This window comes from Pseudomonas sp. B14(2022) (assembly GCF_012030485.1).
Classification (GTDB): domain Bacteria; phylum Pseudomonadota; class Gammaproteobacteria; order Pseudomonadales; family Pseudomonadaceae; genus Aquipseudomonas.
The window spans coordinates 77,250-88,765 of record NZ_JAAUVM010000002.1; the positions used below are offsets into that span (position 1 = coordinate 77,250).

Genomic DNA, 11,516 nt, shown 5'->3' on the forward strand with positions numbered 1-11,516 from the left:
CTGCCTATGGCTGAGGGATTCCTATCCCTCAGCGCCTTATTTCCCCAGACAACGGTGACGCTTTTGACCAGCTCTCTCCCCACGCTTGCCCGCGATATCGACGGCAAGGCCATCTCTGCCCAGGTGCTCGACGAGGTTCGCGAAGAGGTCCTGCTGCTTGCCTCGCAGCAAATCTACCCGGCCCTGGCGGTATTGCTGGTGGGCGATGACCCGGCCAGCCACGTCTACGTGCGCAATAAACTGCTGCGGGCCAAGGACGTCGGGATTCGCTCCCTGGAATACCGGCTGCCGGAGGATGCCAGCCAGGCGCAGGTGCTTGACCTGCTTGCCCAGTTGAATGCCGATGCGACGGTCAACGGCATCCTGGTGCAGTTGCCACTGCCGGCGCATATCGACGAAGCGGCGGTGATCCACGCGATCGACCCGATCAAGGATGTCGATGGCTTCCACCGCGAAAACGTCGGCGGCCTGGTGCAAGGCATCGAGGTGCTCACGCCGTGCACGCCCAGCGGCTGCATGCGCCTGCTGCACGAAACCTGCGGCGACTTGAGCGGCTTGCACGCGGTGGTGATCGGTCGTTCGAACATTGTCGGCAAACCCATGGCAACCCTGCTGCTGCAGGCCAACTGCTCGGTCAGCGTGGTGCACTCGCGCAGCATCGATGCACCGGCGCTGTGCCGTTTGGCCGACATCGTCGTCGCCGCCGTAGGCCGGCCGCAGTTGATCGATGCCAGTTGGCTCAAGCCCGGCGCAGTGGTGATTGATGTGGGGATCAACCGCATCACCACCGAGACCGGCACGCGGTTGGTGGGGGATGTGGATTACGCCAGCGCAAGCACCGTTGCCAGCGCAATCACGCCAGTGCCCGGCGGTGTGGGACCGATGACGATTGCCTACCTGCTGAAGAACACCCTGGTGGCGAGCCAGCTGCAACGCAGCAAGGCAAATGCGGGAGGGGACTTGCCCCCGATGGCGGTGGCTCAGCTACAACCAAGCTGACTGACAGACCGCTGTAGGCGCATAGATGGTAACCACGATGCGAAGCGAGCCGCTCTTGATCTTGCTTTAGATCTTGATCTTGATCTCAGGCGCCCCGTTAACCACGCTGGCCGGAATCCGATAGTGATTTGGGGGGTAAACCGGCAGGGATGCCGGTTTAGCCGCCCCGCGCCATGGATGGCGCGTGGCGGCGGCCCCCCAAATCACTGTCGGATTACGGGCACACCGAGCCTGGGCGAGGTGCCGAGTGGTGGGGCAAGAGCCCTTTTGGTTACTTTTGGGGCTCTTTTCCAAAAGTGACCCGCTGTAAGAGCGGAACCCTAAGTGGCCGTTACCGCAGCAACGGATATGTACTCATTCCAACTCCAACAAATGGTCGGCCCAAAGGCCGCCATCGGGAGCAAGTCGAATCGTCGCACCGCCCCTCCCACATTTTGAGCTGCGTTTACTCAGGGGGAATGATCAGTGGTTGTAGGCCCGCTCATTATGCTCGGCCAGGTCCAACCCCATCTCCTCCACCGACTCATGGGCACGCAAGCCAACCAAGGCATTGACCACCTTGAGAATGATCCAACTGATCACAAAGCAGTACACCGTAGTCAGCAGCACCCCCTTAAGCTGGGCAACAACCTGAGCGCCCATGGTCACACCTTCCACCAGGCCACCCATGGACGGTACACAGAACACACCGGTCAACACCGCGCCGATCATCCCACCAATGCCGTGCAGGCCGAACACGTCGAGGCTGTCGTCGTAGCCGAAGCGGCGCTTCAACACCGTCACGCTCAAATAACAGAACACCCCGCACAGCAAGCCGATGGCCAACGCACCGCCGACGCCCACGTAGGCACACGCCGGGGTGATCCCCACCAGACCGGCCAACGCGCCGCTGGCCAGGCCGAGGGCACTGGGCTTGCCGACCTTGAACCACTCGGTGAACATCCAGCCGAGAATCCCGGCGCAGGCGCCCAACTGAGTGTTGAGCATGACGATGCCCGAGGTGCCGCTGAGGCCGCCACCGGAGCCGATATTGAAGCCGAACCAGCCGACCCAGAGCATCGCCGCGCCGGCCATGGTCAGGCTGAGGTTATGCGCCGGCATCGGCGTGTTCTGGTAGCCCTTGCGCTTGCCGAGGATCAGGCACGCAGCGAGCGCAGCCACACCGGCATTGATGTGCACGGCGGTGCCGCCGGCAAAATCGAGCACGCCCCAGTTATGCATCAAGGCCCCCGAACCGCCCCAGACCATATGCGCCACCGGGGCATAGACCAGGGTGAACCAGAGGGCCATGAACAGCAGCGCCGCCGAGAATTTCATGCGTTCGGCAAAGGCGCCGGCGATCAGCGCCGGGGTGATGATGGCGAAGGTCATCTGGAAGGTCACGAACACCCCTTCCGGAATATCCCCCACCAGGCTTTCCGGGGTCATGCCCGCCAGAAAGGCGCGGCTCAGGCCGCCGACAAAACTGTTGAAGGTCACCTGCCCTTCGACCATGCCGGTGGTGTCGACCACCATGCTGTAGCCGTAGATCACCCACAGCACGCCCACCAACCCGGCGATGCCGAAGCACTGGGTGAACAACGAGAGCATGTTTTTCGCACGGACCAGGCCGCCGTAGAACAACGCAAGCCCCGGCAAGCACATGAACAGCACCAGCACGGCGGCGGTGACCATCCAGGCGGTGCTGCCGGTGTTCAAGGTGGGGGCGTCGGCGGCCTGGGCCAAGGGTGCAAAGGCACTGGCCACCAATAAACCGAAGAGGGATTTGCCGAGAAGACGATTGACCATGTTCAAAGCTCCTGCAAAAGAAATGGGAAGTGTCGGGCAGCGAGCAGTTGTTGTTGTTTGGAGAGCCTCTAGGCGGGCTCCTTGATTTGCCTATCTATTGTGGCGAGGGAGCTTGCTCCCGCTGGGGTGCGAAGCAGCCCTAAAAAGCCGGCTCCAGCTGCGCTGTCGAACGGGAGCAAGCTCCCTCGCCACAGGTTCTTCTCCCGCCTCAGTAACCGCTACCCGAACCCGGCACCCAACTGGTCCCCGCCAGCGGCACCCGCGCCATGGCGGCCGATTCCACTGTCAGCGCCACCAGGTCCTCGGGGTCGAGGTTGTGCAGGTGCGATTTGCCGCACGCACGGGCCATGGTCTGCGCCTCCAGCACCATCACCCGCAGGTAGTTGGCCAACCGCCGCCCGCCTTCCACCGGGTCGAGGCGCTTGGACAGCTCCGGGTCTTGCGTGGTGATGCCGGCCGGGTCGCGGCCGTTCTGCCAGTCGTCGTAGAAGCCGGCGGCCGAGCCGATCTTTTTCAGTTCCGCGTCCAGCCGTGGGTGGTTATCGCCCAGGGCAATCAGCGCCGCCGTGCCGATGGCGACCGCATCCGCGCCCATCGCCATGGCCTTGGCCACATCGGCACCGTTGCGAATCCCGCCCGACACGATCAACTGGACCTTGCGGTGCATGCCCATCTCTTGCAAAGCCTGTACCGCTTGCGGGATGGCCGACAAAATCGGGATGCCCACATGCTCGATAAACACTTCCTGGGTCGCGGCAGTCCCGCCTTGCATGCCGTCGAGCACGATCACATCGGCACCGGCCTTGACCGCCAGCTTCACGTCGTAATACGGCCGGCTCGCGCCGATTTTCACGTAGATCGGTTTTTCCCAATCGGTGATTTCGCGCAGCTCGGCAATCTTGATCGCCAGGTCATCCGGGCCGGTCCAGTCCGGGTGGCGACAGGCGCTACGCTGGTCCACGCCGATCGGCAAGGTGCGCATGCCGGCCACACGCTCGGTGACTTTCATGCCGAGCAACATGCCGCCACCCCCGGGCTTGGCGCCCTGGCCGAGGACGATCTCGATGGCATCGGCCTTGCGCAAGTCATCCGGGTTCATGCCGTAGCGTGATGGCAGGTACTGATACACCAGGTGCTGGGACTGGCCGCGCTCTTCCGGGGTCATGCCGCCGTCACCGGTGGTGGTGCTGGTGCCGGCGATGGTCGCGCCACGGCCCAGGGCCTCCTTGGCGTTGGCCGACAACGCACCGAAACTCATGCCGGCGATGGTCACCGGGATCTTCAGGTGGATCGGCTTCTTGGCGAAACGGTTGCCGAGGATCACATCGGTGCCGCACTTCTCGCGATAGCCTTCCAGCGGGTAGCGCGACACGCTGGCGCCGAGCAGCAGCAAGTCATCGAAGTGCGGCAGCTTGCGCTTGGTGCCGCCACCGCGAATGTCGTAGATGCCGGTTTCGGCGGCACGCTGGATTTCCTGGATGGTCAGGCGGTCGAAGGTGGCCGACTCGCGCAGGACCGGAGGGGTTTGTTCAGTCATGGTGGAGCTCCTGATCAGTACGCGGAGGCGTTATCGACTTTGAAGTTGTAGAGTTGACGGGCCGAGCCGTAGCGCTTGAAATCCGCCGCCTGGTGGGCGAAACCGGCGCGGTCGAGCAGCTCCTGCAACTCTTGCAGGTGCTCGCTGCGCATCTCTTTTTCGACGCAGTCCGAGCCCAGGGACTCCACCGTGCCTTTCACGTAGATGTGGGTTTCATAGAGCGAATCGCCCAGCGCATCGCCGGCGTCGCCGCACACCACCAGGCGCCCGGCCTGGCCCATGAAGCAGCTCATATGGCCAATGCTACCGCCGACGACGATGTCGATGCCCTTCATGGAAATCCCGCAACGCGCGCCCGCGTCGCCCTCGATCACAAGCAAACCGCCATGGGCCGTGGCCCCGGCCGCCTGGGACGCGCTGCCTTTGACGCGCACCGAACCGGACATCATGTTCTCGGCGCAGCCCACGCCGACATTGCCGTGCACGGTGATCGACGCCTGCTGGTTCATGCCTGCGCAGTAATAACCGGCGTGGCCCTCGATATCGATGGACACGGCCTGGTTCACCCCCACCGCAAGGTTGTGCTTGCCGTTGGAATGGGTCACGCGCCACTCGTTGTCGATGACCTGGGCGTGCAGCGCCTGGTTGAGGTCACGCACGGTGGCGGTGGAAAGATCGATGGTTTTCATGTGTGCGCTCCTTAAGCTGACTGGCGTTCCCAGATGTACAACGTGGCCGGTGCCGGTTCCCAGATCCGCGCGTTCTCGATGCCCGGCAGGCTCGACAGCGCCTGGTACTCGGAGGCCATGGCGACGTAGTCGTCGGTCTCGGCGAGGATCGCCGGCTTGCACGCAATCGGGTCGCGGATCACCGCAAAACCGTTGCGCGTGCCGATGGCGAAGGTGAAGAAACCGTCGAGGTCTTCCAGGGAATGGTCCAGCGCCTCTTTGAGCGAGTCGCCCTGTTGCAGGCGCCAGGTCAGGTAGCCGGCGGCGACTTCGGTGTCGTTGTCGGTTTCGAAGTGGATGCCTTCGCGCTTGAGTTCCTGGCGCAGGCGGAAGTGGTTGGACAGCGAGCCGTTGTGTACCAGGCACAGGTCGGCGCCGGTGGAAAACGGGTGGCTGCCCTCCATGGTCACCGCGCTTTCCGTGGCCATGCGGGTGTGGCCGATGATGTGGCTGCCCTGCATGTTTGCCAGGCCGAAGCGCTGGGAAATCTCCTGGGGCAGGCCCATGCCCTTGAGGATCTCGATGCTCTGCCCGGCGCTCATGATGCGCACGCTCGGCGCCAGTTCGGCCAGGGCCAGGCGCACCGGAGCTTCGTCGGCGTGGATCTTCAATACGGCGGCGCTGGCGTTCTGGAACCAGTCCAGGGAACAGCCGAGGCGCCCTTCCAGCTCGCCCATCAAGCCTTTCCAATCGAAGGCTTCGGTGGTGGCTTGCAGGGTCAGCTTGACCCAGCCATCGGCGACTTCATCGCCGTAGATGGCGAAACCGGCGCTGTCCGGGCCACGGTCGGTCATGGCTTGCAGCATGGGTTCAAACAGCTTGCCGAGCTGGGGTTCCAGCTGCGGATTCTTCAGGTACAGGCCTACGATTCCACACATAACAAGTCTCCGTCACACGGTGTCAGAAAAATTCGGTATAGCGCTGGATTTCCCAGTCGCTCACATGGCGGCTGTACTCCACCCACTCCATGCGCTTGAGCTTGATGAACTCGCCCACGATCTGCGGGCCAAGCACTTCGGCGAACAGCGCGTCGGCTTCCAGCGCGTCGCAGGCTTCCTTGAGGGATTGCGGCAGGGTCTTGATGCCACGCTCGGCGATCTGCTCGAGGCTCAGGCTGTAGAGGTTTTCGTTGCAGACGTGGTCGATTTCCAGCTGGCGATCGATACCGTCCAGGCCCGCGGCGATGATCGCGGCGCTGACCAGATAGGGATTGCAGCCGGCATCCGGCAGGCGGAACTCCAGGCGGCCATACGGCACGCGCACCATGGCCGAGCGGTTGTTGGCGCCAAACGCAATAAAGGCCGGGGCCCAGGTGGCGCCGGACAACGAGTTGCCGACCACCAGGCGCTTGTAGGAGTTGACCGTGGGCGCGGCGAACGCACACAGCGCCGGGCCATGGGCGAGCAAGCCGGCGGCGAAGTGATAGGCGAGTTTCGACAGGCCCATGCCGCTCGGGTCGCTGGCGTCATGGAACAGGTTTTTGTTCTCGGCGCTGCTGATCGACAGGTGAAAGTGCATGCCATTACCGGCGCGTTTCGGGTCGGGCTTGGGCATGAAGGAGCAGATCATGCCCAGGTCATTGGCGATCTCGCCGGCGGCCATGCGGAAGAAGGTGAAACGGTCGGCGGAGGTCAAAGCGTCGCTGTAGGTGTAATTGATCTCGAACTGGCCGTTGGCGTCTTCATGGTCGATTTGATAGACCTCGAAATCCACCGCCTGCAAGGCTTCGGTCAGGCGCTCGAGAAACACCCGCGAACGCGACAGGCCCTTGTAGTCGTAGCAAGGCTTGTCGAGGTTGTCGCTGGGGTCTACCAATTGCAACTTGCCCTGCTCGTCGCGGCGCATCAGGTTGAACTCGGGCTCCAGGCCGGTGTTCAGGGTCCAGCCCTTGTCCTGCAGGCGCTGCACTTGTTGCTGCAACACGTAGCGACTGTCGTAGGGATGAGGCTTGCCGTCGACATGCCCGACGCACACCACGCGCCCATAACCTGGCTGCCAGGGTACCGGGGTCAAGGTCGACAGATCGCCACGCGCCATGAAGTCCGGGCCGTGGGGCTCCATACCCATGCCACTGATGGCAAACCCGGCAAACCCCGCGCCCTCTTCGGCCACGGTCTTGAGCCCGCAGATGGGCACCGACTTGGTCTTGGCCGCACCGTGTATATCCACAAACTGCGCAAGCACGTACTTGATCCCGTGCTTGTCGATGAGGCGCTGGGTTTCTGCTGGCAACATTGCGTGTCACTCCTCGCGAAAGGCAAAACCGTGTGGGTGGGCCTAGGCTGTCTTTTTATTCCTAAAAAGAAAGTTAGTTTCCCTACAGGAATGCAATACCCTTGCCAGATTCGTGATCGACACATCGAAGTGGGTGGCGCTGCGCTTTTGTGCTGTATATATGGGAAAATTCTTTTCCCCGCAGGAATACGTACAGCGGGGTGGCCTTCAAGCGCCAGACCTTGCACTTTCCCAGTGCGAAAATAATATTACTGAACGGAAACCGTGCAGGAGCCGATGATCATGTCCACCGAAACCGCCCCGCGCCTCAAGCTCGAGCAATACCTGGGGCTGCAGATCAAACGCCAGCGCCAGGCCCAGGACCTTAAGCTGTCCGACGTGGCGAAGATTGCCGATATCAGCCAGGGCATGTTGAGCAAGATCGAGAACGCCCAGGTCTCCACCAGCCTCGATACCTTGAGCCGCCTGTGCGACGTGCTCGGGCTGCCGTTATCGAAGTTATTCAGCGAATACGACCAGCAGGATGGCAGCGCCTTGCTGGTCAAGGCTGACCAGGGCATGGAAGTGGTGCGCCGGGGGACCGAGAAAGGGCATACCTATCACCTGCTCAACCACACGCGCGGACCGAAGAAGAGCTTCGAGGCGTACATGGTCAGCATGGATGACGCCAGTGAGGAGTTTCCGACCTTTGCCCATCCGGGGACGGAGTTTTTGCATTTGCTGGAGGGGGAGTTGATTTATCGGCATGGCAACCAGCTGTATCGGATGGAGGCCGGGGACAGCTTGACGTTTGAGGGCGAGATTCCGCACGGGCCGGAGCAGTTGGTGCGGGTGCCGATTCGGTTGTTGTCGATCATGAACTACGGCAACGACAAGGAGTAATCCGAACTCGCGATACACCTGAAGCACAGAGATTCAACTGTGGGAGGGGGCTTGCTCCCGATAAGGGAATGTCAGTGAATGCATTTGTCATTGACCCGCCCTTATCGGGAGCAAGCCCCCTCCCACATTTTTGACTGGATTCGATGCCGTCCTGTCCGCTAAAAATTCCCCTCAGTTAAAAAACTTTCCCAAAACCCCTAGACGCCCTGCCCCCATTCCCCTATAAAGCCACTTCAGGAATATTTTATTCCTCACAAGAAAATGCGCTCAAGGAATGAGCCTGCTGTCCTCAGACATTTTTTCGCTATGCGATGAGCTGCCGCCATCATCCCGAGGACGTGTCATGCAACACGAAAAAAACCATTTCATCATCAAGGTGACGTGCCCCGCCGTGTCCGGCATCGTCGCTGCCGTCACCACTTACCTGGCGGACAAGGCGTGCTACATCGGGGAAATGGCGCAGTTCGACGATGACTTCAGCGGCCGCTTCTTCATGCGCGCCGTGTTCCGCTTCAACGATGGGCACACAGGGGACCTGCAAGAGATCAGAGACGGTTTCGCCGATGTCGCCCAGGCCTTCGACATGCAGTGGGAGCTGTACGACACCCGCGAGCCGATGCGCGTGATGCTGATGGTGAGCAAGTTCGACCACTGCCTCACCGACCTGCTCTACCGCTACCACAAGGGCGAGATGGACATGACCATCACCGCCATCGTCTCCAACCACCTCGATCTGCGGCCGATGGCCGAGCGCGAGGGCATTCGCTTTATCTACCTGCCGGTGTCCAAGGACAACAAGGCCGCGCAGGAAGCCGAGTTGATGAAGATCGTCGATGACACCCGCACCGAGCTGGTGGTGTTGGCGCGCTACATGCAGATCCTCTCCGACGACCTGTGCCGGCAACTGTCGGGGCGGGCGATCAATATCCACCATTCGTTCCTGCCCGGTTTCAAGGGTGCCAAGCCCTATCACCAGGCGTATCAACGCGGTGTGAAGTTGATCGGCGCCACCGCGCACTATGTGACCAGCGACCTGGATGAGGGCCCAATCATCGAGCAGGAAGTGCAGCGCGTCGACCACGTGTACAAGCCCGACGACCTCGTCGCCATCGGCCGCGACACCGAAACCGTGGCCCTGTCCAAGGCGGTCAAGTACCACCTGGAGCACCGGGTCTTCCTCAATCAGGACAGAACGGTGGTGTTCCGGTGAGCGCGCATAAACTGATCGACGGCAAAGCCGCCGCGGCGCGAGTGCTGCTGCAAGTGCGCGAGGACGTGGCGCGGCTGCATGGGCAAGATATTCAACCGGCGCTGGCGGTGATCCTGGTGGGCAGCGACCCGGCCAGCCAGGTTTATGTGCGCAACAAGATCCTGCGCGCCGAAGAGGTGGGCATCCGCTCCGTGGAGCATCGCCTGCCCGGCGATACCAGCACCGAACAATTATTGATTCTGATCGGCCAATTGAATGCCGACCCGGCGATCCACGGCATCCTCCTGCAATTGCCGTTGCCGGCGCAGATGGACGAACTGCGCGCCCTGGAAGCCATCGCGCCGGAGAAGGACGTCGACGGGTTTCACAGCCAGAACGTCGGCGGCCTCAGCCAGGGCCGCGCGGTGCTCACGCCATGCACCCCGAGCGGTTGCCTGTATCTGTTGGAGCAAACCTGCGGCGACCTGCGTGGCAAACACGCGGTGGTGATCGGCCGTTCGAACATCGTCGGCAAGCCCATGGCCGCGCTGCTGCTCAAGGCGGATTGCTCGGTGACCGTGCTGCATTCGCGCAGTCACGACGCCCCGGCCCTGTGTCGCCAGGCCGATATCGTGATCGCCGCCGTGGGCCGCGCCCGCTTGATTGACGCGAGCTGGTTGAAGCCCGGCGCGGTGGTGATCGATGTCGGCATCAACCGCATCGACGACGACGGCCGCAGCCGCCTGGTAGGTGATGTCGACTTCGACAGCGCCCTGCCCCATGTCGCCGCCATCACCCCGGTGCCCGGCGGTGTCGGGCCGATGACCATTGCCTTCCTGATGAAAAACACCGTGGCCGCCGCCCTGGCGCAACACCACGCCCTACGCAGCCAATCGGAGGCCGTATGCCATTCAATCTATTGAAATACGGGCTGAGTTCGGAGTACCCGGTGGAGGTGGACCTACCACCGCCCAAGGAACTCAAGTCGAGTTACGACGTGGTGATCATTGGCGCCGGTGGCCATGGCCTGGCGACGGCCTACTACCTGGCCAAGTACCACGGCATCACCAATATAGCCGTGCTGGAAAAGGCCTACCTGGGCGGCGGCAATACCGCGCGCAATACGGCGGTGATCCGCTCCAACTACCTCACCAGCGAAGGCGTTCGTTTCTACGCCGAGTCGGTGAAGATGTTCCAGTCGCTGTCCAACGAGTTCGATTTCAACATCATGTACTCCGAGCGCGGCCAACTGACCCTGGCCCACACCGACGCCACCGTGCGTTCGTTCCGCCAGCGCGCCGAGGTCAACAAGCACTTCGGCGGCCGTACCGAGATGATCGACCGCCAGCAGATCCGCGAGCTGGTGCCCAGCCTCAACCTCGACCCCGGCCACTTGCCGGTGCTCGCCGGGCTCTGGCATATCGACGGCGCCACCGCGCGTCACGATGCCGTGGCCTGGGGCTACGCCAAGCAGGCGGCCAAGCGCGGCGTGGAAATCCACCAGCTCACCGAAGTGCAGGACCTGGTGATCGAAAACGGCACCATCACTGCGGTGAAAACCAATCGCGGCACCATTAAGTGCGGCTGCGCGGTGCAGGCGATTGCCGGGCACAGTTCGCTGCTGATGGCCAAGGCCGGTATCCGTTCGCCGATCCAGACCTTCCCGTTGCAGGCCATGGTCACCCAACCGTTCAAGCCGTTCCTCGACCCGTTGGTGAGTTCCTCGGCCCTGCATTGCTACGTGCAGCAAACCAGCCGTGGCGAAGTGGTGTTCGGTGGCGGTTCCGACCCGTACCCGCTGTTCAACACGCGCTCGACCCTGGACCTCAAGGAAAGCCTGTTGGCCCATGCCATCGAGATGTTCCCGTTCCTGGCCAACGCCAAGTTGATGCGCCAGTGGGCCGGGATCACCGACATGACCCCCGACTACAGCCCGATCATGGGTCTGTCGCCGGTAAAGAATTACTACCTCGACGCCGGCTGGGGCACCTGGGGCTTCAAGGCCACGCCGATCTGCGGCAAGACCATGGCCGAGCTGGTCGCCAGCGGCGGCAAGGTGCCGGACTTGATCAAGCCCTTCGGCCTCGAACGCTTTTCGACCTTCCAGCAAGTCAACGAAATGGGCGCCACAGCGGCCAGCCACTGACGGAGAGCAGAC

Annotated in this window: 10 protein-coding genes; 5 read left to right on the forward strand and 5 right to left on the reverse strand. The window is 62.3% G+C overall.

What is annotated here, in order from left to right; genetic code table 11:
* Nucleotides 1-6: 6 nt before the first annotated feature.
* Nucleotides 7-999, forward strand: coding sequence for a bifunctional methylenetetrahydrofolate dehydrogenase/methenyltetrahydrofolate cyclohydrolase FolD (gene folD / locus HCF10_RS03835; RefSeq protein WP_167654910.1), 993 nt, complete (start codon nt 7-9; stop codon nt 997-999).
* Nucleotides 1,000-1,461: 462 nt separating this feature from the next.
* Here the strand turns inward: folD (HCF10_RS03835) and HCF10_RS03840 are convergent, their stop codons facing one another.
* From HCF10_RS03840 to glnT, 5 genes are all read right to left on the reverse strand, one after another.
* The gene (locus tag HCF10_RS03840) at nt 1,462-2,787 is read right to left on the reverse strand and encodes an ammonium transporter (RefSeq protein WP_167654911.1); all 1,326 of its coding nucleotides are present in this window, start codon (nt 2,785-2,787) and stop codon (nt 1,462-1,464) included.
* 208 nt (nt 2,788-2,995) lie between these two features.
* Nucleotides 2,996-4,324, reverse strand: a complete 1,329-nt coding sequence (locus HCF10_RS03845) for an FMN-binding glutamate synthase family protein (RefSeq protein ID WP_078732729.1) — start codon at nt 4,322-4,324, stop codon at nt 2,996-2,998.
* A gap of 14 nt (nt 4,325-4,338) precedes the next feature.
* Entirely contained in the window at nt 4,339-5,013 is a 675-nt protein-coding gene (locus HCF10_RS03850) for a protein glxC (RefSeq protein WP_167654912.1), read from the reverse strand.
* 11 nt (nt 5,014-5,024) lie between these two features.
* Nucleotides 5,025-5,930 (reverse strand): class II glutamine amidotransferase, encoded by a 906-nt coding sequence (locus tag HCF10_RS03855; RefSeq protein ID WP_131698781.1) that lies wholly within the window; start codon nt 5,928-5,930, stop codon nt 5,025-5,027.
* 22 nt (nt 5,931-5,952) lie between these two features.
* Nucleotides 5,953-7,287: a type III glutamate--ammonia ligase gene (gene glnT / locus HCF10_RS03860; protein ID WP_131698782.1), complete on the reverse strand. Its 1,335-nt coding sequence runs from the start codon at nt 7,285-7,287 to the stop codon at nt 5,953-5,955.
* Nucleotides 7,288-7,569: 282 nt separating this feature from the next.
* On the opposite strand from glnT, the gene HCF10_RS03865 reads away from it, so the two are divergent.
* The 4 genes from HCF10_RS03865 to HCF10_RS03880 all read left to right on the forward strand — a co-directional run bounded on the left by HCF10_RS03865 (nt 7,570) and on the right by HCF10_RS03880 (nt 11,504).
* Nucleotides 7,570-8,169: a helix-turn-helix domain-containing protein gene (locus tag HCF10_RS03865; RefSeq protein ID WP_131698783.1), complete on the forward strand. Its 600-nt coding sequence runs from the start codon at nt 7,570-7,572 to the stop codon at nt 8,167-8,169.
* A gap of 343 nt (nt 8,170-8,512) precedes the next feature.
* Nucleotides 8,513-9,379, forward strand: coding sequence for a formyltetrahydrofolate deformylase (gene purU, locus HCF10_RS03870; RefSeq protein ID WP_090402534.1), 867 nt, complete (start codon nt 8,513-8,515; stop codon nt 9,377-9,379).
* Nucleotides 9,376-10,281 carry a bifunctional methylenetetrahydrofolate dehydrogenase/methenyltetrahydrofolate cyclohydrolase FolD gene (gene folD / locus HCF10_RS03875; RefSeq protein ID WP_167654913.1) on the forward strand — a complete coding sequence of 302 codons (906 nt, stop codon included), beginning with the start codon at nt 9,376-9,378 and terminating at the stop codon, nt 10,279-10,281. The genes purU and folD (HCF10_RS03875) overlap by 4 nt, the downstream gene beginning before the upstream one ends.
* Nucleotides 10,263-11,504, forward strand: coding sequence for an FAD-dependent oxidoreductase (locus HCF10_RS03880; RefSeq protein ID WP_167654914.1), 1,242 nt, complete (start codon nt 10,263-10,265; stop codon nt 11,502-11,504). The genes folD (HCF10_RS03875) and HCF10_RS03880 overlap by 19 nt, the downstream gene beginning before the upstream one ends.
* Nucleotides 11,505-11,516: the final 12 nt, after the last annotated feature.

Bases quoted from the DNA above. Each gene is read 5' to 3' on its own strand.
- folD (WP_167654910.1), top strand. From the start codon at position 7: ATGGCTGAGGGATTCCTATCCCTCAGCGCCTTATTTCCCCAGACAACG.
- HCF10_RS03840 (WP_167654911.1), bottom strand. From the start codon at position 2,787: ATGGTCAATCGTCTTCTCGGCAAATCCCTCTTCGGTTTATTGGTGGCC.
- HCF10_RS03845 (WP_078732729.1), bottom strand. From the start codon at position 4,324: ATGACTGAACAAACCCCTCCGGTCCTGCGCGAGTCGGCCACCTTCGAC.
- HCF10_RS03850 (WP_167654912.1), bottom strand. From the start codon at position 5,013: ATGAAAACCATCGATCTTTCCACCGCCACCGTGCGTGACCTCAACCAG.
- HCF10_RS03855 (WP_131698781.1), bottom strand. From the start codon at position 5,930: ATGTGTGGAATCGTAGGCCTGTACCTGAAGAATCCGCAGCTGGAACCC.
- glnT (WP_131698782.1), bottom strand. From the start codon at position 7,287: ATGTTGCCAGCAGAAACCCAGCGCCTCATCGACAAGCACGGGATCAAG.
- HCF10_RS03865 (WP_131698783.1), top strand. From the start codon at position 7,570: ATGTCCACCGAAACCGCCCCGCGCCTCAAGCTCGAGCAATACCTGGGG.
- purU (WP_090402534.1), top strand. From the start codon at position 8,513: ATGCAACACGAAAAAAACCATTTCATCATCAAGGTGACGTGCCCCGCC.
- HCF10_RS03880 (WP_167654914.1), top strand. From the start codon at position 10,263: ATGCCATTCAATCTATTGAAATACGGGCTGAGTTCGGAGTACCCGGTG.